This window comes from Sorangium sp. So ce381 (assembly GCF_051473845.1).
Lineage (GTDB): Bacteria > Myxococcota_A > Polyangia > Polyangiales > Polyangiaceae > Sorangium > Sorangium atrum.
The window spans coordinates 1,874,885-1,897,306 of sequence record NZ_CP150336.1 but is presented as its reverse complement, the minus strand read 5'-3'; the positions used below and the strand labels follow the sequence as shown (position 1 = coordinate 1,897,306).

Genomic DNA, 22,422 nt, shown 5'->3' with positions numbered 1-22,422 from the left:
TCCCACTCTACACGAGCTCGAGACCGTCTATTTCTTCTTCTCGCGCTCGCCCGTGGCCGCGCGCGGCGTCGCGCGGCCCGAGGGCGGGGGTTCCAGCAGGGCCGCGCGGGTGAGCCCTTTCCCGCCGAAGCGCTCGGCCACCTCCGCGACGACGCCCTCGAGGCGCCGACGGCGCTCCGAGGCGACCGGGAACAGGCTCAGCGTCGGGCCGGCGGTCTGGCTCGTCAGGTCGCCGGCAGCGACGCCGACGAGCCGCACCGGCCGCGAGAGATCGAAGCGCGAGAGCAGCCCCTTCGCGCAGGTGTAGATCGAATCCGTGTCGCTGACCGGCTCGGACAGCCTCGCCTGGCGCGTCCGCAGCGTGAAGTCCGAGTACTTGAGCTTCACCACCACCGCGCGGCAGGACAGGCCCGCCTTGAGCAGGCGCCGCGCCACGCGGCCCGACAGATCGAGCAGCCAGCGCTCGATGGGCTCCCTGCCCCGGAGGTCCTCCTCCACGGTCTCCTCCGCGCCGATCGACTCCGCCGCGCGGCCCGGGACGACCGCGCGCTCGTCGATGCCCGCGGCGAGCAGCCGGACGTGCTCGCCCCACGCGGGGCCGAGCAGCTCGTGGAGGCGCGGCGCGGGGCAGCGCGCGAGATCGCCGATGGTCGCGAGCCCCGCCGCGCGGAGCCGCTCGGCCGCGCGCGGGCCCACGCCCCACATGCGCTCGAGCGGCAGCGGCGCGAGGAAGGCGGCGACGTCGCCGGGGACCACGACGAGGCCGTCGGGCTTCCGCAGATCGCTCGCGATCTTCGCGGCGAACTTGCAGGACGCGACGCCGGCGGAGGCCGTGAGCCCGGTCTCGTCGCGGATCGCGCGCTTGATCTGCGCCGCGATCGCCTCGCCGTCGCCGAAGAGCGCGCGGCTCGCGGTCACGTCGAGGAACGCCTCGTCGAGCGACAGCCCCTCCACGAGCGGCGTGAAGCGGCGGAAGATCGCGAACACCTGCGCGCTCACCTCGGCGTAGCGGGCGTGCCGCACCGGCACCACGATCGCCTGCGGGCAGCGGCGGAGCGCCTCGACCATCGGCATCGCCGAGCGGGCGCCCGAGGCGCGCGCCTCGTACGACGCTGCCGCGACGACGCCCCGCCGGGAGGCGCCGCCCACCAGGACGGGGCGGCCTCGCAGCGACGGGTCGTCGAGCTGCTCGACCGACGCGAAGAACGCGTCCATGTCGATGTGGAGGATCTGTCGCATCGGTGGTGCTCTTCTGTACCGCCTCGCCGCCCGCGCGCCGCGGTGAAGCGGTGGAGCGGTGAAGCGGTGAAGGCTGAACGTGAACGCGAAGGCTGAACGCCGCGGCGGCGCCGTGCTGCGCGGTAGCGTCGTCGCTCGTTTGCTGCTACGGGTCGACTCTACTTCTTCCTTCGTCAGCCGGACACGTTGGACCGCGTCGCGGATCGTGAGTCATGACGTCGAGCGCCGCACGACCGAACTGCCCCCGTTGCGCCGCGCGCCGGCGCAAGGCGACCGCGCTGCTCGCGGCGGCGTCGCTCGCGCTGGCGTCGAGCGCGGCCGCGGCGGACGAGCCGCGCGCCCCGGAGCGCGCCGGCGCGGGCGAGGCGCCCGCTGCGCAGCGCGCGCTCGTGCTGATCGTCGCCGGGCGCCCGGGCTCGCCGCTCGAGGCGCACGCCGCTGCGCTCGTCGCGGCGCACGTCCGGCCCTCGGGCGTCGGGCTCCACGTGGTGCGGCGCGCGCCGGCGCCCGCGCTCGATGTCGGCGAGCGCGTGGCGGCGGCGCGCGCGCTCGTGGAGCAATGGTCCGCGCAGGGCGCGCTGTGGATCGAGGCAGGCCCGGGCAACGAGCTCGCCCTCTATCTCTTCCCGCGCGGCGGAGAGCGCGTGTACTCGCGGCGGTTCCCTGCGCCTCCCGGGCGGACGTCCGCGGCCGTCGAGGCGCTCGCGAACGTCGCGGGCTCGGCGGCGGCGGAGGTGCTGGAGGGGCCCATCACCGGGGCCGGGATGGCGAGCCTCGAGGTCGGCGGCGCCGCGCAGGCCGCGCCCCCGCCGACGCCGTCCGCGCCGCAGGACGCGCCCGCGCCGCCCGCGGCCCCTCCGTCTCGACCGCCCGCGCAGGCGCCGCCGCCGACGCCGTCCGCGGCGGCGCCGGACGAGCTCCCCGCGCCGCCGCCCTCGATGCTCGAGCGCGCTGACGCCGCGTGGTGGCGGCGGTGGTTCCTCTCGGCCGGCTATGCGGGCGGCACGTTCGGAGCGCACGTCCCCTGGCAGAGCGCCGTCTCGCTCTCGCTGTCGTGGACGCCCACGCCCGATTCATACGTCGGCGCCGGCTACGACTGGATGGACACACAGCACCTCCAGGTGGAGCGCGCGGGTTTCGATCTGGATCTCGATCGGACGCCGCTCTTCGCGAGCGGGGGCCACCGCTTCGACATCGGGAGCGGGCGCTGGGCCTTCCATCTCGGCGGCCGGGCCACCTTCGACGTCGTCTCGCGGAGCGGCGCGTGGCGAGCACCGCGCGCGCTCTGGAGATCGCCGGGTCCGCCGCGAGCGTCCTCGCCAGAAGGACCGCCTCTGACGTCCGACAAGCGGGTGACCGACCTGCTGCTCAGCGTCGCGCCCACGACGGGGCTGAGCCTCCGGCTCTCCGATGAGCTCCGCATCGCCCTCTGGACGAGCCTCGACGTGCCGCTGAACCGGCTCTCGACCCCCGCGCCGCAGGTCGCCGATCTTCAGCCCGCTCCCGTGCGCTTCCTCGGCGGGATCGGCCTCGAGCTCGGGCCGGCCAGGCGGAGCGCCCCGCCTCGTACGGTCGCGGGGCGGTGACGGCGGGCGCGGCGCGCTCTCGCCGCGCCGGGCCACCGTCGCTCCGGGCCACCATATAAAAATGACTCGATCGTGCCCGCGGGAGGCACAGGGTCACCGTGGTCGTGGATGGACAGGCTCTCCTCATGAGTGTGCGCTTGACGGAGGGGTCGCGCGCTCACCAGGCCGAAGGTCCCCTCGTCTCCTCCATCGATCTCGAGCGGACCCGCCGCGCCGGGGCGGGTGATCCCGCGGCCCAGGCGTGGCTCGTGGCCCGGCTCCTCCCGGGCGTCCGGCAGGTCGCGCAGGCGTTCCTGCGGCGCTCGGCCGACGCGGACGACGCCGCGCAGCTGGCGACGCTCGCCATCCTGAGGGCCGCGCCCGCGTACCGCGGCGAGGCCGCCATCGAAGGCTGGGCGCGGCGCATCGCCGTGCGGACCGTGCTGCGGTACCTCCGCGCCTTGCGGCGGCGCGACGCCCCCATCGCAGGCGACCTGTCGGACGCCGAGGAGGTCCCGGCGTCGTCGAGAGGGAGCGCCCAGGAAGCGCTCCCGCGTCACGTGCGCGACTACCTGGGGGAGCTGCCCGAAGCCCAGCGCGAGGCGCTGATCCTGCACCACGCGCTCGAACACACCGTCGATGAGATCGCCGAGATGACCGACGTCAGCCCGGACACCGTGCGCAGCCGCCTGCGCCTCGGGATCGCCGCCCTGCGAAAGCGGGTCCGGCAGGACATCGCCGTCGGCCGGAGAAGATCGCCGTGAAGACCACCATGGCCCATGCCTCGGACGAGGAGCGCTGGATCGCGATCGTCGCAGCCGAAGGTCGCGGGACGCCGATCGGGCCCGAGGACGCCGCGTTCCGCCGTCGCTACGAGGAGGCGCACCCGGAGCTCGCCGACGAAGCCGCGCTCTGGGCCGACCTCGGCCGGCTCGGCGCGCGGCGCGGCGGGGCTCCCGGCCCCGTGGACGACGACGCCCTGGCCGCGCGGATCCTCGCGCAGATCGCCGACGAGGCCGGGGCGCAGCGCGTCCCTGCGCCAGAGGAGCGCCCCAGGCGGCGCGCGATCGTGCGGCGCGGGATCGCGGGCACCTTCGCCGGCGTCGCGCTCGCGGCGACGATCTTGGCCGCGCTCGCGGCCGAGCTCATGAGCCGCCGCGACGTGGCGCCGTCGCCCCCGCGCGCGCCAGACGTGGCGCCCGCGCAGGCCAGCGCCGGGCTCGAGCCGCCGCCGCGCTCCCTCGACATCCAGCCCGCCGCCACGGCGCCCGCGCCGCAGGCGCCGCCCGACGCGGGCGTGGTGGAGGCCGCCGGCGCGGCGGCCGCTCCGAGGGCGGGGACAGCGCGCGAGGGTCACCGCGGCGAGGCGCGCCCCGGTCCGAGCGCCGACGAGCTGCTGCGCGACGCCCAGCTGGCGCTCGCCGCCGGCCGCGACGCCGATGCGTCGGCCGCGTACCTCGCGCTGCTCGCGCGCCATCCGGGCAGCCCGGAGGCGCGCGTCGCGCTCGTATCGCTCGGCCGGCTCTCGCTCTCGGGCGGGGATCCCGCCACGGCCCTCGGCTATTTCGAGCGTTACCTCGCGTCCGGGCGCGGCGGGCTCGGCGTCGAGGCGCGCTACGGCCGCATCGAGGCCCTGCGCCAGCTCGGGCGCGAGAGCGACGAGCGGGCCGCGATCGACGACTTCCTCTCACGCCACGGCGACAGCGTCTACGCGGCCCGGCTGCGCGCCCGCGCCGAGGGCGCGGCCGAGCATTGATTGATGGAGCGTTGATCCTCCTCGCGAGGCGCCGTCAAATTCATTGACCCGATCCCGCCCCCGGCGGGCACAAGGAGGGCAGGCAGCCGCGCCTGAAGCGCCCCGCTCTGATACTGAGGAATCCCCTCATTTCGTGGCGCTTTTCAGCGAAAAGTTGAACAGGGAGGCGGGGAGACAGGGAGTATTTTCAATCTCTCCTCCCCGTCTCCCCGCCTCCCTGTGAATTTTCCGAAAAATTTCACGGCCGGCGCCCCCAACATCCTTAAACAACGAGGAGGCTCGCGTGAGCGCGATCCTGCGATTGAAAGAGCTTGCACTCAGCGACACCGGATTCGTGTTCGATCCGGCGTCCGGCGCGACGTTCACCGTCAATCCCACCGGCCTGTGCGCCCTCAACGCCATGAAAGAGGGGCTCTCGCGCGAGGAGGTCGCCGCCCGGCTCCGCGAGCGCTTCGATATCCGCGGCGGCGACCCGGCGCGCGACGTCGGCGAGTTCGTGGAGCTCCTCCGGCAACACGGCCTCATCTCCGCCGAGCCGGAGGGAGCCCAGTGAAGACGAGGCCCCGAACCATCGCCGTCACCGGCCTCAACGCGACCGACAACCCCGCGCCCGGCGTGGGCGTCATCCGGGCGCTCCGCGCGGGCGGCGACGCCTCGCTCCGCATCGTCGGCCTCGCGTACGACGCGCTCGATCCCGGCGCGTACGCCGGCGACATCGTGAGCGACGTGTTCATGATCCCCTATCCATCGCAGGGCCTGGAAGCGTTCGTGTCCCGCCTCGAGTACGTCCACCGCCGGGTCGGGCTCGACGTGATCATCCCGACGCTCGACGCCGAGCTGCCCTCGTTCATCGACATCGCGCCGCGGCTCCACGCGATGGGGATCGGCACCTGCTTGCCCACGCGCGAGCAGCTCGATCTCCGCTCGAAGGCGAGCCTCGCCGCGCTCGGCGCCCGCGCCGGCATCCGGGTCCCGCGCACGGCGGCCCTCTCGGACGCCGACGAGCTCCTCCGCATCCACGAGCGGGTGCCCTACCCCTTCCACGTGAAGGGCGTGTTCTACGGCGCGACGCTGGCGACGACCTTCGATGAGGCGGTGTCGGCCTATTACAAGGTGATTGCCCAGTGGGGCCTCCCGGTCCTCGTCCAGGAGCACGTGACCGGGGAGGAGCTCGATGTCGTGGCGGTCGGCGACGGGGAAGGCGGGCTCGTCGGCGCCGTGCCGATGAAGAAGATGCTCCTCACCGACAAGGGAAAGGGATGGGCCGGGATCACCGTGCGCGACCCCGAGCTCGTCGGCATCGCGCAGGCCTTCGCGGAGGCGACGAGGTGGCGCGGCCCCTTCGAGGTCGAGGTGATGCGCGACGCGCACGGGCGCTATCACCTCATCGAGGTCAACCCGCGATTCCCGGCGTGGGTGTACCTGAGCGTGGCGGCGGGGATGAACCTGCCTCGCGCCGTGGTCGATCTCGCCGCGGGCGCGCCGATCGAGCCGCTCCGCGGCTACGAGGTCGGCGCGATGTTCGTCCGCATCTCGATCGATCAGGTCGCGCGGATCAGCGACTTCCAGAGCATGGTGACGACGGGCGAGCTCGTCCGTTCAGGAGGCCTCTCGTGAACAGCCCGGTCTACGAATCGCCCAGCATCGTCCGGCACCAGATGGGGGCGATGAACAAGTTCGGCCGCCTCCAGGGCGTGCGGCCCCTCACCCACATCGACGGAGTCGCCATCGCCGATCTCGTCGCCGAGCACGGATCACCGCTCTTCGTGTTCTCGCAGCGGACGCTCGTGAACCGCTACCGCGAGCTCCATGGCGCGTTCGCGCGCCGCTGGGCCAAGGTGCGGATCGCCTGGTCGTACAAGACGAACTACCTCGAGGCGATCTGCCGCACGTTCCACCGCGAAGGCGCCTGGGCCGAGGTCGTCTCGCCCTTCGAGTACGACAAGGCGATCCTCGCGGGCGTCCCGGCCGAGCGGATCCACTGGAACGGCCCCTACAAGCCCGACGCGGCGCTCGCGCGCGCGGTCTCCGGCGGCTCCATCATCCACATCGACAACCTCGACGAGCTCGCGCGCATCGAGCGGGTCGCCGAGCGGGTCAAGGCGCGCCCGAAGGTGGCCATTCGGGTCAACATGAACATCGAGGGACTCGCGCCGTGGAGCCGGTTCGGCCTGAACCTCGAGTCCGGCCAGGCCAGGGAGGCGGTGAGCCGCCTCGTGAGCGGAGATCGCATGGAGCTCACCGGGCTGCACTGCCATATCGGCACGTTCATCCTCGACCCGGGCGCCTACGGCAAGGCGGCGTCCAAGCTGGCGCGCCTCGCCAACGAGATACGCGCCGCGCACGGGATCCGGCTCTCGTTCCTCGACCTCGGCGGCGGCTTCGCCTCGAAGAACACGCTGAAGGCGCAGTACCTCCTCGGCGAGCAGGCGTCTCCGTCGTTCGAGCGCTACGCCGAGGCGATCTGCGACGGCCTCGGCGAGCTCGATTGTCCCGCGCGCGAGCTCCCGACGCTCGTCCTCGAGACGGGCCGCGCGCTCGTTGACGACGCGGGGTACCTGATCGCGACGGTCGAGGCCAAGAAGCGCCTCCCCGACGGGCGCAGCGGCCTCGTCCTCGACGCGGGCGTCAACCTGCTCTTCACCTCGTTCTGGTACAAACACGATGTCGTCCCGGCGCAGGAGTTCAGCGCCATGCAGGAGCCCACCGTGATGTTCGGCCCGCTGTGCATGAACATCGACGTGGTGCGCGACACCATGCAGTTCCCGGCGTCCTCCCCGGGAGATCGGCTCGTGTTCCGCAACGTGGGCGCCTACAACGTGACGCAGTGGCACCAGTTCATCACCCTCCGTCCGGCGGTGGTGATGGTGGGCGAGGGAGGCGCCTCCTGCATCCGCCGCGCGGAGACGCTCGACGATTTCCGCGCCGTCGAGGACGTGCCGGCATGGCTCAGGTGATCCCCGCGGCGACGACAGGCGCGAGCGGCGCGGCGCACGCGACCTGGACGGCCCGGCGCCGTCGGGTCGCGGCGGCCGTGAGCTCGCTGCTCGCGAGGAGCGGCGTCGTCGAGATGGGGGAGTCGCTCCTCCGGGTCTACGCGCACATCCTGTTCTCGCGCTCGCCGGCCGTGGGGCTGCTCGTGCTGCTCGCGACCGCCACCGTGCCTCGCGCCTTCGTGTTCGGCGTCATCGCGGCGTGCGCGGCGAACGGGGCCGCGCTCCTCCTCGACCTCGAGAAGGACGCCGTGAGGGACGGGTCATACGCGTACAACGCGCTCCTCGTCGGCCTCGGCGTGGCGCAGTCGTTCACCGCGGACGGCCCCGCTGTCGCCGTCGCGCTGCTCGGCGCCGCCGCGTGCGTGGTGGTCACGGCCGCGCTGCGCTCCCTCTCCGGTCCTGGTTCCGGCGGCGCCGCCGGCCTGCCGGTGCTCTCGCTGCCGTTCGTCGTCGTCTTCCACCTGACGCTGAGCACCTCGGCGTTCTCCGGGCTCACGCTCGCGGCGCACGGGCAAGGCCCGCCCGCGATCGAGGGCCTGCCCGCGCCCATCGCGCTGTTCACGCGGTGCCTCGGCGGCCTCTTCTTCCTGCCCCGCGCCGACGCGGGCGCGCTGGTGCTCGCCGCGCTCCTCGTCCACAGCCGGATCGCCGCGCTCCTCGCCGCGCTCGCGTTCGCGGCGGTGCTCGGGCTCGCCTCGCGATGGCTCTCGCTCCCTGACGGCGCGCTCGACGTGCTCGGCTACAACGCCGTCCTCACGGCGGTCGGGCTGGGCGGCGTCTGGTTCGTCCCCTCGGCGTCCTCGTTCGCGCTCGGCCTGTCCGGCGCCGTCGCCGCCGCGCTCGTCACCGCCGGCGCGATGGCGCCGCTCGCGCGGCTCGGCGCGGCGCCGCTGATCTTGCCGTTCAACGTCACCGTCGTCGCCGTCCTCCTCGCGATGCGGCGGCGCGCGCGCGACGAGCGGCCCAAGGCCGTGGATTTCCTCCCGGGCACGCCCGAGCAGAACCTCGCGTACTGCCGCACGCGGCGCGCGCGCTTCCAGCGGTCGCCGCACGGGGTGAGCTTCCGGCTCCCGTTCCGCGGCACGTGGACGTGCACGCAGGCGGTCGACGGCGCGTTCACGCACAAGGAGCAATGGCGCTATGCCTTCGATTTCCAGGTGATGGACGCCGATGGCCGGGCCTTCCGCGGCGCCGGGAGCGCGCCGCAGGACTTCCACTGCCACCGGCTGCCCGTGGTCGCGGCCGCCGACGGCACGGTGGTGAAGGTCGAGTCGAGCGTGCCCGACAGCGACGTCGGCGCGATGAACCTCGAGCAGAACTGGGGCAACCACGTCATCGTGGCCCACGCGCCCGGCGTCTACTCCATGGTCGCGCACCTCGCGCGCGGGACGCTCAAGGTCGTGGAGGGGCAATGGGTGAAGCGGGGCGACGTCCTCGGGCTCGCCGGCAGCTCGGGTCGATCCCCCGAGCCGCACCTGCACTTCCAGCTCCAGTCGACCCACAAGCTCGGCGCGCCGACGCTCCCATGCAGGTTCAGCGATGTGGTCACGGTCGGCGAGGAGGCGCGGCTCTGGCCGAGCCTGGAGCCGCGGGAGGGCGACGCCGTGCGCTCCATCGAGGCCGACGAGGACGTGTCCGCGTACTTCGGCTTCACCTGCGCCGACACCTGGGCGTACCGCGTCGGCGCGCACGTCGAGCGCGTCACGTGCGACGTGGACGTCTACGGGCGGCTCCTGATCCGCTCGGAGGACCGCGCCGCGTCGCTCTTCTACGGCAGGAGCGACGACCTGTTCACGAGCTTCGACGCGGTGGGCGACGACGCGTCGGTCGTTCACCTGCTGCGCGCGGCGCTCCCGCGGGTGCCGCTCGAGGGCAGCGCCTCGCTCCGCTGGGCGGACACGCTGCCGGCGCGGCGGTTCCGCGCGGTCGCGCTCCGGGCGCTCGCCGACTTCGTCGCCCCCTTCCTGCCAGGCGACGGGATCGAGATGGACCTCGGGATGCGCCGCGAGGGCGACCTCCTCGTGGTGCTCGGCGAGTCGCGGCGGCGCGATCGCCGCGGCGAGCCGCTCGTGCGGACGCGGGCGGAGCTCACGAGGGGCAGAGGGCCGCTCAGGGTCGAGATCACGGCGCAGGGCCGCACGCGGGTGGCGGAGCGGGTCCAGGACGCCGACAGGAAATTCACCGTGTCATTCGGCGAGGAGACGTCATGAGAGCGAGTCGATGGTTCTTCGTGATGCTTGTCGGTTGTGCCCTGAGCGGCGTCCCTTCCGGGGCCGCCGAGGCGGAGGGGAGGCCGGCGGACCTGTTCCAGCTGTCCTATGACGCCGAGGCCGCCGGGAAGGTGCAGGACGCGCTCGCCGCGCTCGATCGCCTCCCTGCGCCGCAGAAGGATGGCTATGTGGCGGAGCTCCGCCGCGGCTGGCTCTATCACAAGCTCGGGCGCAACAAAGAGGCCGTCGACGCGTACGGCAGGGCGAGCGCGCTAGAGCCGAGATCGGTCGAGTCGCGCGTCGGCGCGCTGCTCCCGCAGATGGCGCTGCGCCGGTGGGCCGACGTGGAGGCGACCGCGCGGAAGGCGCTGCAGCTCGACCCCGCGAACTACCTCGCGAGCCTGCGGCTCGCGTTCGCCCTGTACAACCTGGCGCGCTACCCGGAGGCGGCGACGATCTACGGCCGGCTCGCGGAGATGTACCCGAGCGACGTCGAGGTGCGCTCGGGCCTCGGCTGGTCGCTGCTCAAGATGGGCAAGGGCGGCGACGCCGCGCGGGAGCTCCGGCGGGTCCTCGACATCGCGCCCAAGCACGCGCTGGCCCGGGACGGGCTGCGCGCGGCGGGCGTCTCGAACTGACGGTTGGCGCGCGCCGGCGCGCGCCGCGAGCCGCCCGGGTCGGGTCAGCCGCCGGGGGGGCCCAGGATCACCGGCCCTGGCGAGAGGAGGTGGGTGCCATTCATCAACCAGACCGCCATCTGGCTCGTCCCCAGGCGTTGCCACACGACGTCCGTCATCAGATCGCCGTTGACGTCGCCGGCGGCGATCGCTCTCCAGCCGTCGCCGATCGGCCCGGGGATCACCGGCCCCGCGTCGAGGAGCTCGACGCCGTTCATCAGCCACACCGCCACGAGGCCCTTGTCCCCGTTGGACCAAAGCACGTCCGCCATGCCGTCAGCGTTGAAATCGCTCGCCCAGAGGACTTCCCATCCCTCGCCGATCGGCCCGGGGATCACCGGCCCCCGCCCGAGGACCTCGGTGTTGCTCATCAGCCACACCGTCATCAGGTTGTGCACGTCGTCGTTCCAGACCACGTCCGCGATGCGGTCGAAGTTGAAGTCGGGCACCGGGCCGATATCCCAGTCGGTGCCCGGCCCCGAAATGAACGGGCCCGGCGCGAGCAGCTGGCTGCCGTCCATCAGCCACACCGTCATCAGGTTCTTCTCCTCGTTGTAAAACAGCACATCCGAGCCGAGGTTGCGGTTGAAGTCGTTCGGCCGGATCACCCAGCCACTGCCGCGCGGCCCGGGGATCATCGGCCCCTGCGCGAACGGCCGGCCTCCGTCCATGTACCAGATCGTTATCAGGTCCCGCTGATCGTGCCGCCAGATCACGTCCCCCATGCCATCGACGTTGAAGTCGTTCGCTATGGCGATCCAGCCTCTGCCGGCCGGCCCATAAAGGATCGGGCCCGGCGTGAGCAGCTGGACTCCGTCCATGTACCATATGGCCATGCGGCTGCGATCGGGGTCGATCCAGAGGACATCCTGTTTTCCGTCGAAATTGAAGTCGAGCGTCTGGATGATCCTCCACCCGTAGGCGCTGGCCCGCTGTTCTGCGACCCCGAGGGTGGGAGTCGCAGGCGGCGCGGATCCGCCCTCGTCGGGCAGGTCGACGCCGGCGGCGCAGCCGAGCACGGCGTGAATCGCAGCGGCGGCACACAGATACTTGGTCACGACCACAGGACTCGTCACGCTCGCCTCTCCTGCGCCGCGTGCGCGGCACGGCCGCCGATCCTGGGGGGATGCGCGACCTCGCCCGTGGGCACGCCGCTCACGCGCCTCCTGCAACGGCAAGCGCCAGTCCATGCGCGACCGGCGTTGGCGCCGGGAGCGCTCGCGCCGTGGACGCCGCGGTGGCGCGCGCAGGGGAGCGCGCTCCACTCCACGCTTCTTGCAGGGAGCGTCGCCCCATAGGACTTCTATGCTCATCGAGCTGGTCTCACGGAGGACTCCCGAGCTCACGGGCTGGCTGCGCTCTGGCCGCTGCCGTCTCGGAGTCGGAAGAAGAGGCCTCCCGGGACACCGGGACGCGGAAGGCGACGATCGGCTCCTCGGCGCACTCCACGCCGGAGTAGCTCCGTCGCTTCGCTGCTCTGATCGCAACCCAGGGGAGTGAACATGTCTGTTCCTGACGTGAAGCTCGTGCTCGGCACGGCGATGCTGCTCGTTCCATCCATCACTTGCGTGAGCCCGCGCGAGGCGCCCGAGGTGCCCGAGCGCGCGGACAGCGGCGCACGAGCCGGGATCGGCGAGGCCCGGCAGGCCCTGTGTTTTGGTCAGACGATCACGAACGTCCTCGTTCTACCGGATACGTTCCACTGGGAGGATGCCGCCCACCTGCTCCGCGTGGCGGAGGGGTTCGGCCCGCGGACCCTCAGCGTCTCCGTGTCGGCGAGCGTCACGCCGGCGGTGCGCGTGCTGAGCACCGTCACGCCCCGGCAGCCCCAGTCCGCGACGCCCACGCGCCCGGCAAGCAGCCGCGCGCTCAACAACTTCTGGCCTTTCCCGGCGCTATCGGAGGACGAGCCGTTCGGGTTCTTCCAGCCCTTCCCGGGCATGCCGGGCGGCACGCCGGGGGGCGACGACACCTTCGGCCCTCAGCCTTCGACGGGAATGCCGGGCAGCGGCGGCGCCTGGAGCTATCAGCCTGCGCCGGGCATGCCGGGCGGCGGCACCTGGGGTCCTCAGCCTTCCTCGGCCACGTCGGGCGGCAACACGTCCTCGGGCGCGCAGCCCACACCGGGCCCGCTGGACGATTGCGTGCCGTCGGACGAGCAGATCACCAAGGCGGTCGGGTTCGACGTGAGCGCGACCGTCGCGCTCGACGCGACCTCGGTCCTGTTCGTGCCCACGGCCGCGCTCGCGCGGGTCTCGGCTTATCCGGTCTACCAGCAATACACATGGGATATCGTCAGCACCACCGGCTGGAACTGGGAGACCCGTGCGGCAGAGACCGTCGTCGTGGGCTCTGGCATCGCCTACAGGCCGATCGGTATCTATTTCGATACCGACCTCATCTATGATCTGGCCGCGATCGGCGGCGGTCTGATCGATCCGGGCCCGTACGTGGACCCCGGCGGCAACGGCGGCGCGGGCAACGGCTCGACCCCCGGTGACAACGGGGGCGGCGGCGGCGCGGGAGCCGGCGGCGCCGGGGCTACCGGCGGCGCGGGCGGCGCGGGCGGCGCGGGCGGCAACGGGGCCACCGGCGGCGCGGGCGGCGCGGGCGGCAACGGGGCCACCGGCGGCGCGGGCGGCAACGGGGCCACCGGCGGCGCGGGCGGCAACGGGGCCACCGGCGGCGCGGGCGGCGCCGGCACCCAGGACGGCTCGGGCGGTCCTTGGATCATCGATCCGTAGACCGCTGGCAGCGCCGGCGCTTCAGACAGGGCGACCGGCACCGGCACCGGCGGCGGGGGCTCGCAAAGCAGCCGATCTCGGCGCTCCCGCGCGCCGCCCTACCGCGCCGCCCGCGCGATCTCGTCGGCCGCCCGCGCCCGCTCCTCCGCCGACTTCGACAGCGGCCCCGTCAGGAGCGCCTGTGCCTCGCGGAAGCGCGCCGCCACGTCGGACCAGTAGCTCGCTTCTGCGCCCTGCGGGGCGGCGATCTGCTTGATGACGGCCGCGTCGTACGCCGCGATGCCCGCGTACGTCGAGGCGGGCTTCGCGCGGGCCACCCAGTCGAGCGCCGCGATATCGCCAAGGCCCAGCGCCGCGAGCGGCGCCCGCCGCATCATGAGCGCCGCGTCCTCGGGGCCGTTGCGCAGGCCCAGCGCGACCGCGAGCAGCGCCGTCGCCTCGGCGGGGCGCGGCGTGTCCTTGGGCCACGCCGCGAGCAGCGCGGTCGCTTGATCGAAGTCCACGGCCCGCCAGTACAGCCGGCCGAGCTCGAGCCGCGCCCTCGCATAGAGGAGCCTCGACTCGGGCGAGAGCTGCGCGGTGCGCAGCGCCGCGCGGTGCTGCAGTGGAACGCCCCGGCCGAGCAGGACGCGCAGGAGCTCGGGCCGCGCCGCCGCCTCGGGCGCGATCAGGCGGCCCGCGTAGTACGTCGGCAGCCGGGCCGCGAGCCGCTCGACGGCCGACGATGGGGGGCTGCCCGCCGCGAGCGGCGGCAGCTCCAGCGCGTCCAGCGCGTCGACGCGCCGGCCGCCGTAGAGGCGGGAGAGCATCTCGCGCGCGCCGTCGACGCGGGCGTCGCGGAGCACGCCGACCGACGAGAGCTCGCGCAGGCCGACGAGCGCGGCGTCACGGCCGCGGGCCTTCCAGGGATCGAGCAGCTGATCGAGCTCGCCGTAGTAGACGTTGGCGAGCTCCGCGTCCTTCCGCATGGCGTCCGGCAGCGGCGCGGACCGGACCGCCTCGACGAGCCGCATGTCGGCCCGCCCGGACTCCACGGCGACGATGCCCTTCGCGTAGAACGGAAGCTCGACGCCGCGCCGCCCGAGATCCTCGATCGCCCGGGCCTGCTCCGTCACCCACGCGAAGAGCGGCCCCTTCGTGAACGCGAGGACGCGCTGGACATCGTAGGGCGGCCGCAGCGTGGGCGGCTCGGTCGCGGTGCGCGCGAGCCGGGCCGAGAGCGTCAGGCCGAGAAGCACCTGGTAGAGGTCGCCCCGGAGCGCGCCGGGCGGCGTTTCGAGGAGCGGCGCGGCGATGGCGTCGCCGCAGGTGATGGGCGCGAGCTCGGCCCGGAGCGCGCGCGCGAGGCCCGCCTCGAGGCCCGCGCACGCCTCGACGCCCGCGAGCCGCGCGTCGCGCTTCGCGACGTCGTCCTCGGCGAGCGCCGCGTCGAGCGCCTCGATCGCGCCCTGCGCGTCGCCGCAGGGCTGCGCGGGCGCGACGGGGGCGCGCCGCGCGAACGCCTCGCAGGCGCGCGGCGCGGCGGGCACGCCGGCCGGCGCCGGGGGGACCAGCGCGGTCTTCGGGTCGAAGGGCGCCGGCTTCAGGATCGGGAGCCACTCGTCCTTGAGCGTGCCGTGGACGGCGAAGGCCTCTTCCTCCGGGAGCGGCGCCGGCGGCGGGGCCGCCGGGCGGCCGTCGCCCGGCGAAACCGGCGCGTTCGGCGCGGGCGGAGGCGCCCCGGCGCAGGCCGCAAGGGAGAGCCCGATCGCGGCGGCGAGGGCGTTGAAGGCGAAGTGCGAGCGAAGGTTGGAGGGCATCACGTCTCCTTGGACACGGGCGGTCCGCAAAGGTTTCGCGGACGAGCGGCGGGCGTCCATCACAATCCGAGCGGCGGCGCAACCTGCGCGTCGCCCACGGCACGACGCCGCGGCCGGCGCCCGACCTGGGCTCCCTCTCTCTCGGTCACGCCCTCACGGCAGCCCGACAACCGCGTTCGACGGGTATCGATCGCAGAACGCAAACAGCGAACCTTGTGGTGCGCATCGCACCCACGGCCCTTGACAGCTCCGTCCTCAATGCGATGTCATCGTCTCGAAGGACAACCATGTACACTGGGATGCCTACCGTTCGGGACTGCCTCCATCGAGCCGGCGCGTGGCTGGGTTCGCGCAGGCGACGCATGCGCTGTATGGAGACCGGGCTGATTGTGGGACTCGCGTCCCTGCTCTCCGCGTCATGCTCGTCGACGGCGCCCGATGAGCCCGATGAGCCCGAGAACGCCATCAAAATTGGGGCCCTCCTCCCCTTCTCCGGGAGCGAGTCGGCCATCGGCCGCAACCTCGAGCAAGCCATGTTGCTCGCGGCCGAAGATCTGACCGCCGCGGGCGGGCTCGGAGGGAGGCCGTTCGACATCGTGAGCCGAGACAGCCACTCGAGCCAGGAGCGCGGGCTCGACCAGCTTCTCTCGCTGATCTACACGGATGACGTCCGCTACCTGGTAGGGCCAGAAGAGAACGAGCTCGCCCGCGACATCGCGTTCGAGGTGAAGAAGGAGGACCTCCTCCACATGCTGCCGGGCTATGCCGCGCCCTCCATCGCGCGCCGTGATGACGTGGGCGGCAGGATGAGGCTCGCCCCTTCCCCGTTCGCCATCGGCTGCGCGCTCGCGAAATACATCGTCAGCGACGGCGTCCGCACCGCCAATAGCCTCTCCGCGCGGGACGACTACAACACAGGCGTCAGCACCGAGTTCACGACCCATTTCGCCGCGCTCCAGGGCAGGATCCTCCCCTCGGTGACGTTCAAGCCGGGCGCACAGACGTACAAGGACAAGATCGAAGCCGCCTTCAACCTGGACGACCCGGAGCGGGCGCCGGCTGGCCGCACGCTGCTGGCCGCCTATCCCGCCGCCGCCTCGACCATCGTGACCGAATGGACCGTCCGCGGACGTCCGGGCAGGTGGCTCCTCGGCCCTGCGTTGCACACCGAGGTGTTCCTCGCCAACATCCCTCAAGGCACCCTCGATGACGACTCCTATGGGATCTCGCCCTCGCTCAGCCTGCGGAGCGAGTGCAGGCCCAAGGACGACACCGGGGAGAAGCTCGACTGCACGAACTGGAACGCCACCGCCTTCACCTATCACTTCTCCCGCCGGTGGAACGGCGAGGTCCCGTTCCCCGCAGCGCACTTCTATTACGACGGCGTCGTCCTCATCGCGATGGGCCTCGTGTACGGCTACGCGACCACCGGGCAGATCATCACGTCCGGACATGAGCTGCGGCAGAAGATCCTCGAGCTCAACGATCCCAAGAACGATGTGGCCTTGTGGTGGGATCTGAACACCGCGATGGCCAAGCTCCGCGCGGGGACCCCGCTCCGCTACGTCGGGGCGGCCGCCGAATACGAGTTCGACGCCTACGGGGCGAGCCGGAATCACATCATGCAAAGGTGGGTCATCGAAGGCGACCAGTTCCGCGATCTCGACCCCTTCGACGCCAAGTGCGTGGTCCAGCAATGATCTAGAGCGGTCTCCGCTCTGCTAAACTGCAGAGCAGAGCGGCGGTCTCCCGCACAGGAGACGGGCCCAGATCGGCGTTTTCGGCGCGGAAGCGCACTCCGGTGCGCTGAGCACCGAAAACGTCGAGGTGGGCCCGTATCCGAAGCGGGTGACCGTCGCTCAGCGGGTGACCGTCGCTCAGTAACGGTGTCGTAGCTCGAAGAAGATCTCGCGCGGCGAAAGCGGGTACTCGAAGCCCGAGAACCCGGGATCCGGGCCGAAGGTGCCGAGGATGTTCTTGGCGCGCACGGCCAGGGTCGTCTCGTGCCCGGGGATGATCCACAGGTTGCGCGCGACCAGGCTGGCGTTCCACCTGAGGTACGTCGGCAGCTCGAACGCGCCGCCGGCCTCCAGGGTGCTCGCCTCCGCGGACCGCCGGGGCCCGACGAGGATCCCTTGCGTCGAGAGCTCCAGCGGCACGGAGCTCGGCGACGGCAGCTTCACATAGGCCCCGGCACGGGCGATCCAGCTCGGGTAAGCGACCATCGACGAGCCGACCAGATCCGCCTGGTACCCCACCTGGCCGGACTCCCGGGTGGAGTGCACGGTCTCGAACGACCCGTAGCCCCCGAAGGCGTCGCCGTGCCGCAGCTCGGCGCGGGTCGCCCAGATCAAGGACTTCTGGCTGGACACGTTCAAGGCCGTCTGGTTGATGCCCCGCGGGACGAACTCTGCCTTGTCGTTCAAGAGGCTGTACGACACCCCCGTGCTCGCCGAGGCCCAGACAGCAGGCCTCCACGTCAGCTCCGCATCCACGGTGTGGATGAGCTGAGGCGACAGGCGCTCATTTCCGATCACGTCGCCCGGCACGAGCGGCTGGGCGAAGAGCAAATACGGGGATGGCGCCTTGAAGGCGCTGCCGTACAGCAGCTTGGCCACGACCGTCTTCCCCAGGTGCGAGGTCGCCCCGAATCGACCGGTCAGCTGATTGCCATACTTGCTGTGGTGATCGTAACGGAGCCCGCCCGTGAGCTTCAGCCACGGATCGATCACCTTGAGGTTGGCGCTAAGGAGCGCCCCGATGTCGACCAGCTCGGCCGATTGCCGCTCCCGCTCCGGCGAGCCGAAGGACTGCCCCGTCTCCTTGGTGACCCGACGGAAGGACGGCATGTCCTCCTTGTCGTAGACGGACTCCAGATTCAATATCAGGTTGAATCGGTCCCATGGCATCCACCGGGCCTCGACGTTCGCGTCCACGCCGCGATACGCCATGCGCCGCTCGATGTAGTACCAGCCGCCGGCGACGTCCACGCGATCGGCCGGCAGGACGCCGCCCTGGAAGTACATCCCCTGCACCGCGAACGCGAGCTCCCGGTTCAGCTGGAAAAGCCCGTCGACCGCCACCCGACGCTGCTGGAGGCTGACCACCGTGCCGGCGCGATTCCCGTCGTCGTCCGTCCCGCCGGTGAGCTGTGCCCATTGCGCAAAATCCCCGCCGCGCCGGAGGCCTGACCAGTAGGCGCTGAGCCTGAGGTGGTGCCCGCGCTCGGGGCTGCGAAACCCGATGCGCGCCCCGACGACCCCCGACATGCGCTCGAGGTTCTGGGCGTCCAGGCGCCCCGCGTTGTAGGGCGGGATGAGGGCCGCCGGGGACTGGGTAGGCATCTCCAGGCCGCTTCGATCATCGAGCTCCCCCGCGGCCGTCAGCATCATCTCGAAGCGATCGGTGAACATGCCGCCCACCAGGTCGAGACGGCCGCGCGGGTGGTCCTTCGTCACGCCGACTTGCACCGTGCCGTCGACGAAGGGAATGTCCTCCGGATCGAGGGTGATGATGTTGACGACCCCGAGGAACGCATCGGCGCCATAGAGCGCCGACGCCGGACCGCGGACGATCTCGATCTGCTTGATGGCCGACAGCGGGATCAGCTCCGTGCCCAGCCAGTTGCCGCTGGTGGTCCGGAACGCCGCCGATCGCCCGTTGATCATCACCTTGATCCCGCCGCTCTCGGCCCCCAGCCCGCCCGTCATCCCCTGCACGCCGGCGTTCGGCAGGATGTGATCGTCGATAAGGTAGAACCCGACGACGTGCTCCAGCACCTCGCCGACGCTCGTATATCCCCAGCGCTGGATCTCTTCCGCGGTGATCGCCGTCATGATGGCGGGCGCGTCGTCGAGGGTCTCCAGCGTCTTGGTGGCCGTCGACACCTCGACGTCGAGCAGCCGCAAGAGGTCGACGTCCTCGAGCGCGTCGTTCCGGCGCTCACCCCCCACCGCCTTCGGCGCTGCCGGCGCCGTCGCGGCCGTCGGCTGGGCCCATGCGAGACCGGGGATCGAAGCGATCACCAGCGCAACCATCCACCTGGTTTCGAGTGAGGCAAGCATCATGCGGGTTCAGTGGGCTCCAGACCTTCGTCCATCGTCGATTCGGCGCGATCGTCACGTCGCCTTGGCGGTCGCGGCGAGCTCCTCCTTCAGGGCAACGCTCACGGCGTCGAACTCGTCACGTATCCGCGCGAGGTCGCGGGCCTGCGGCAGCTGGCCTTGACCGGCTTCGAGCTGCATCTTCTCCGCCAGCTCCGCGACGCGTCCCGCGCCGATCGAGAGCATGCTGCCCTTCAGCTTGTGAGCGTTCGCCTTGATCTCTGCAGCCACGGCGCTCCGGATGACCCCCTCCAGGCCATCGAGCTGCGCCGGGACGTTCTTGAGGACCAGCTCGATCAGCTTCCGCGAGCGCGGGACCTCCGGGTCGAGCACGGGCGCGCTCGACGCCTCCGTCACGGCGGCGGAGAGAGACGGAGACGACCCGGGCTCCTCCCGGCTCAAGACCACGTGGCGCCACAAGGTCTTCTGCAGAGACTGAGGGCGCACCGGCTTGGCCAGATAATCGTCCATCCCCGCGGCGAGCACCCGGTCCCGCTCGCCGACGAGCGCGTGCGCCGTCAGCGCGATGATCACCGTGTGGCGATTCCTCGAGCGCTCCCAGGCGCGGATCTCCTGGGTGGCGGTGTACCCGTCCATCACGGGCATCTGGCAATCCATGAGCACGGCGACATACTGCTTCCGCTTGACGCACTCGAGGGCCTCCTGGCCGTTGCACGCGGTCTCCACGCGCAGCCCCAGCTGCTCCACCTGCTCCATCGCCACGTAGCGGTTGATCTCGTTGTCATCGACGACCAGCACGGGGAGCTTGCTCGCGATCTTGCCCGGCTCCGCGCCGGGCTTGCTCGGCGGCGGGGTCGAGGCGCCCGTGAGCGCGCTCTGCAGCGTGTTGTACAGCTCGGAGACGCGGAGCGGCTTGGGGAGCTGCGTGACCATGCTGGAGTCCATCCCGCTCAACGTCACGCTCGATCCCATGTGGTAGAGCGCCACCACGGGCAGCGTCTGCAGCGCCGGGACCGACTGGATGGTCTTGAGGAACTCCTCGAGGCCGAGATCGTCCATCTGGACGCCGACGACGGCGGCGCTGAACGGCCGCTTCTCCAGCACCGCGAGCTCGAGCCGATTGATGGCGTCCCTGCCGGAGGTCGCGGACTCGGCGTCGAAGCCCCAGGCCACCAGGTGCTCCACCACGACGTCGCGCCAGCTCCTGCTGTTCTCCACCACGAGCGCGCGGCGCCCGCTCGCCCACTCGGCGGAGCGGATCTGCTCGCCTCCGGCCGTGACGCCGACCCTGATCGTGAACCAGAAGCGGCTGCCCTGCCCAGGCGTGCTGTCGAGGCCGACCTCGCCGCCCATGACCTCGACGAGGCGCTTGCTGATCGCGAGCCCCAGGCCCGTGCCGCCGTGCTTGCGGACCAGCGAGCCGTCCACCTGCGAGAAGGCGGCGAAGAGCTTCTTCTGATCGTCGGGCGCGATGCCGGGGCCGGTGTCCACCACGGCGAGCTTGATGAGCGCCGTGGCCTTGTCCTGCTGAGAGATCGAGGCGTCGATCAGCACCTCCCCGCGCTCGGTGAACTTGATCGCGTTGCCGACCAGGTTGGTGAGCACCTGGCGGAACCGGTCGGGGTCGCCCACGATGCCGGTGGGGACGCGGCGCTCGACGCGGTACACGAGCTCGAGGCCCTTCTCGTGCGCCTGGCTCGCCATCAGCTCCGCGACCTCCTGGATGACGAGGCGCAGATCGTAGGAGACGTGCTGCGCCACGTACTTGCCGGCCTCGAGCTTCGAGAAGTCGAGCACGTCGTTGATGATCGACATCAACGTGTTGGCGGAGGCGTCGACGGTCTCGACGTAACGCCGCATCTTGCCGTCGAGCGACTGGTTCTGCATGAGCCGGATGACCCCGAGGATCCCGTTCATCGGCGTCCGGATCTCGTGGCTCATGTTGGCGAGGAACTCGCTCTTCATCCGGGACGCCTCGAGCGCCTGCTCGGTCTTCACGCGCAGCTCCTCGAACGCCTGCTCGTTCGCCTCGACCATGCTGTTGAAGGCCGCTCCGAGCAGCTCGAGCTCGTCGCCGCTCGTGATCTGCACGCGCTCCCACTTCTTCCGATCCACGATGGGCGATTCGGTCGACGGCGCGCTCGAGCGGAGCCCGGTGGCGATGGCCCCCGCCGCCGTGCGCAGCGCGAGCAGCGGCTCGGTGATGTGGACCGCGACCCGCTTGACGAGGAAATAGCTGGCCGCCCCGCTGCCGAGGATCAGCGCCACGATCAGGCCGAGCGTGGTCACGAGCCGGTTCGCGGCGAGGTCCCGGGCCTGGACCATGCGCTCGACGACGCTCCTCGTGCTGATACCGTAGATCACGGTCCCGGCGTGGGTCCCCTCCGAGATGACCGGGGCCGCGACCTCGAGGACGTCATCCCCGCCCAGGGGGTTCTGCCGCCGCCGCAGCACGAGCCGGGTCTGGTGCGCGGTGCTGATCCCGAGGGACTCCAGGTCCGCCGTGGTGAAGTTCGGCGCCGCCGGGCTGGGCGCGTCGTTCGAGGCGGGCACCCGGGCCAGGCCGCTCGCGGCCCAGACCCGGTTCTCCGCGTCGAAGAACAACCCGTAGGCGATGTCGTTGTTCTCGGAGACGGTCTGGTGAATGAGCGCCTTGACATCCCCGAAGAGGTTGTCCGCCACCAGGCTGCGCAGCGCCAGCGCCTGATTGAAGCCGAGCAGGCGCGCCTTCTCTTCGAGACCGCTCAGGAGCTCCTGCTCACGCTTGGCCTGGACCGCACGATCCGTCGAATAGATGAGCGCGCCGCTCGCGAGCAGCGTGGTGCCTCCGAGCAGCAGCAGCGCGCCCAGGATCAGGCGCAGCAGCTTGATGCGGAGCGAGCCGTGGGTGTTCGGGGTTGCCATGCACTCTACTTTGGACGCCTCATCGAGGGCGGCGGGTTAGAGGAGGACGACGCCGCAGAAGACCCCGCAGACGAGGGCGGCGGCGGGCTGGTCTTCCCGGCGCGCGAGGCCACCGCGCGCTCGACCGCCGGCGCCAGCGCGACGTGCAGCTTCGCTTTCGAGACGATGCCGTCGGCGCCGACCTTCTCGCCGATCGCGCTCAGCTTGTCGATATCACAGCTGGAGACGAGGACGATACCCAGGTTCGAGAGCTGCGCGTTGTCGCGGAGCAGCTTCGCCAGCTTGTCGCCGTTGATGGTCGGCATGTTGATGTCGAGCGCGACCACGGAGATCTTGTCTCGCTTGATGACCGCCGTCGCGCCGATGGGCGTGGCCAGCTCGACCACGTCGAAGCCGGCCCTGACCAGGACGGCGCGCATCGCCTCGCGAGCGATGTCGTCGTCATCGATCACGAGCACCCGGATCATG

General features: G+C 71.7%; 16 protein-coding genes. 10 read left to right on the top strand and 6 right to left on the bottom strand.

Going from position 1 to position 22,422, the window contains the following annotated elements:
• Window positions 1-27 precede the first annotated feature (27 nt).
• Window positions 28-1,239, bottom strand: a complete 1,212-nt coding sequence (locus WMF29_RS07175; protein ID WP_437328124.1) for a DNA polymerase IV — start codon at window positions 1,237-1,239, stop codon at window positions 28-30.
• Between the two features lie 212 nt (window positions 1,240-1,451).
• On the opposite strand from WMF29_RS07175, the gene WMF29_RS07170 reads away from it, so the two are divergent.
• From WMF29_RS07170 to WMF29_RS07135, 8 genes are all read left to right on the top strand, one after another.
• The gene (locus WMF29_RS07170) at window positions 1,452-2,825 is read left to right on the top strand and encodes a hypothetical protein (protein ID WP_437328123.1); all 1,374 of its coding nucleotides are present in this window, start codon (window positions 1,452-1,454) and stop codon (window positions 2,823-2,825) included.
• 125 nt (window positions 2,826-2,950) lie between these two features.
• On the top strand, window positions 2,951-3,568 hold the full coding sequence (locus WMF29_RS07165) for an RNA polymerase sigma factor (protein ID WP_437328122.1): 618 nt from the start codon (window positions 2,951-2,953) through the stop codon (window positions 3,566-3,568).
• The gene (locus WMF29_RS07160) at window positions 3,565-4,560 is read left to right on the top strand and encodes a tetratricopeptide repeat protein (RefSeq protein WP_437328121.1); all 996 of its coding nucleotides are present in this window, start codon (window positions 3,565-3,567) and stop codon (window positions 4,558-4,560) included. The genes WMF29_RS07165 and WMF29_RS07160 overlap by 4 nt, the downstream gene beginning before the upstream one ends.
• A gap of 283 nt (window positions 4,561-4,843) precedes the next feature.
• Entirely contained in the window at window positions 4,844-5,113 is a 270-nt protein-coding gene (locus WMF29_RS07155) for a PqqD family protein (RefSeq protein ID WP_437328120.1), read from the top strand.
• Window positions 5,110-6,177, top strand: coding sequence for an ATP-grasp domain-containing protein (locus WMF29_RS07150; protein WP_272101022.1), 1,068 nt, complete (start codon window positions 5,110-5,112; stop codon window positions 6,175-6,177). The genes WMF29_RS07155 and WMF29_RS07150 overlap by 4 nt, the downstream gene beginning before the upstream one ends.
• Entirely contained in the window at window positions 6,174-7,517 is a 1,344-nt protein-coding gene (locus WMF29_RS07145) for a diaminopimelate decarboxylase (protein WP_437328119.1), read from the top strand. The genes WMF29_RS07150 and WMF29_RS07145 overlap by 4 nt, the downstream gene beginning before the upstream one ends.
• The gene (locus WMF29_RS07140) at window positions 7,505-9,766 is read left to right on the top strand and encodes an urea transporter (protein ID WP_437328118.1); all 2,262 of its coding nucleotides are present in this window, start codon (window positions 7,505-7,507) and stop codon (window positions 9,764-9,766) included. Before WMF29_RS07145 ends, WMF29_RS07140 begins: the two co-directional genes overlap by 13 nt.
• Window positions 9,763-10,404, top strand: a complete 642-nt coding sequence (locus WMF29_RS07135) for a tetratricopeptide repeat protein (protein ID WP_272101019.1) — start codon at window positions 9,763-9,765, stop codon at window positions 10,402-10,404. Before WMF29_RS07140 ends, WMF29_RS07135 begins: the two co-directional genes overlap by 4 nt.
• 44 nt (window positions 10,405-10,448) lie before the next feature.
• On the opposite strand, the gene WMF29_RS07130 is transcribed toward WMF29_RS07135, so the two are convergent.
• Window positions 10,449-11,519 (bottom strand): FG-GAP repeat domain-containing protein, encoded by a 1,071-nt coding sequence (locus WMF29_RS07130; protein ID WP_437328117.1) that lies wholly within the window; start codon window positions 11,517-11,519, stop codon window positions 10,449-10,451.
• A gap of 426 nt (window positions 11,520-11,945) precedes the next feature.
• On the opposite strand from WMF29_RS07130, the gene WMF29_RS07125 reads away from it, so the two are divergent.
• Window positions 11,946-13,187, top strand: a complete 1,242-nt coding sequence (locus WMF29_RS07125) for a hypothetical protein (protein WP_437328116.1) — start codon at window positions 11,946-11,948, stop codon at window positions 13,185-13,187.
• Window positions 13,188-13,285: 98 nt separating this feature from the next.
• On the opposite strand, the gene WMF29_RS07120 is transcribed toward WMF29_RS07125, so the two are convergent.
• The gene (locus WMF29_RS07120; protein ID WP_437328115.1) at window positions 13,286-14,986 is read right to left on the bottom strand and encodes a hypothetical protein; all 1,701 of its coding nucleotides are present in this window, start codon (window positions 14,984-14,986) and stop codon (window positions 13,286-13,288) included.
• A gap of 389 nt (window positions 14,987-15,375) precedes the next feature.
• On the opposite strand from WMF29_RS07120, the gene WMF29_RS07115 reads away from it, so the two are divergent.
• Window positions 15,376-16,686: an ABC transporter substrate-binding protein gene (locus tag WMF29_RS07115; protein ID WP_437328114.1), complete on the top strand. Its 1,311-nt coding sequence runs from the start codon at window positions 15,376-15,378 to the stop codon at window positions 16,684-16,686.
• Between the two features lie 177 nt (window positions 16,687-16,863).
• Here the strand turns inward: WMF29_RS07115 and WMF29_RS07110 are convergent, their stop codons facing one another.
• From WMF29_RS07110 to WMF29_RS07100, 3 genes are all read right to left on the bottom strand, one after another.
• A complete protein-coding gene (locus tag WMF29_RS07110; protein WP_437328113.1) occupies window positions 16,864-19,011 on the bottom strand; it encodes a TonB-dependent receptor plug domain-containing protein in 2,148 nt (715 codons plus the stop codon).
• Window positions 19,012-19,104: 93 nt separating this feature from the next.
• Window positions 19,105-21,954, bottom strand: a complete 2,850-nt coding sequence (locus WMF29_RS07105) for a response regulator (RefSeq protein WP_437328112.1) — start codon at window positions 21,952-21,954, stop codon at window positions 19,105-19,107.
• A 5-nt stretch (window positions 21,955-21,959) separates the two neighbouring features.
• Window positions 21,960-22,421 (bottom strand): response regulator, encoded by a 462-nt coding sequence (locus WMF29_RS07100; RefSeq protein WP_437328111.1) that lies wholly within the window; start codon window positions 22,419-22,421, stop codon window positions 21,960-21,962.
• Window position 22,422: the final 1 nt, after the last annotated feature.

Bases quoted from the DNA above. Each gene is read 5' to 3' on its own strand.
- WMF29_RS07100 (WP_437328111.1), bottom strand. From the start codon at position 22,421: ATGATCCGGGTGCTCGTGATCGATGACGACGACATCGCTCGCGAGGCG.
- WMF29_RS07135 (WP_272101019.1), top strand. From the start codon at position 9,763: ATGAGAGCGAGTCGATGGTTCTTCGTGATGCTTGTCGGTTGTGCCCTG.
- WMF29_RS07105 (WP_437328112.1), bottom strand. From the start codon at position 21,954: ATGGCAACCCCGAACACCCACGGCTCGCTCCGCATCAAGCTGCTGCGC.
- WMF29_RS07120 (WP_437328115.1), bottom strand. From the start codon at position 14,986: ATGCCCTCCAACCTTCGCTCGCACTTCGCCTTCAACGCCCTCGCCGCC.
- WMF29_RS07140 (WP_437328118.1), top strand. From the start codon at position 7,505: ATGGCTCAGGTGATCCCCGCGGCGACGACAGGCGCGAGCGGCGCGGCG.
- WMF29_RS07170 (WP_437328123.1), top strand. From the start codon at position 1,452: ATGACGTCGAGCGCCGCACGACCGAACTGCCCCCGTTGCGCCGCGCGC.
- WMF29_RS07125 (WP_437328116.1), top strand. From the start codon at position 11,946: ATGTCTGTTCCTGACGTGAAGCTCGTGCTCGGCACGGCGATGCTGCTC.
- WMF29_RS07165 (WP_437328122.1), top strand. From the start codon at position 2,951: ATGAGTGTGCGCTTGACGGAGGGGTCGCGCGCTCACCAGGCCGAAGGT.
- WMF29_RS07175 (WP_437328124.1), bottom strand. From the start codon at position 1,239: ATGCGACAGATCCTCCACATCGACATGGACGCGTTCTTCGCGTCGGTC.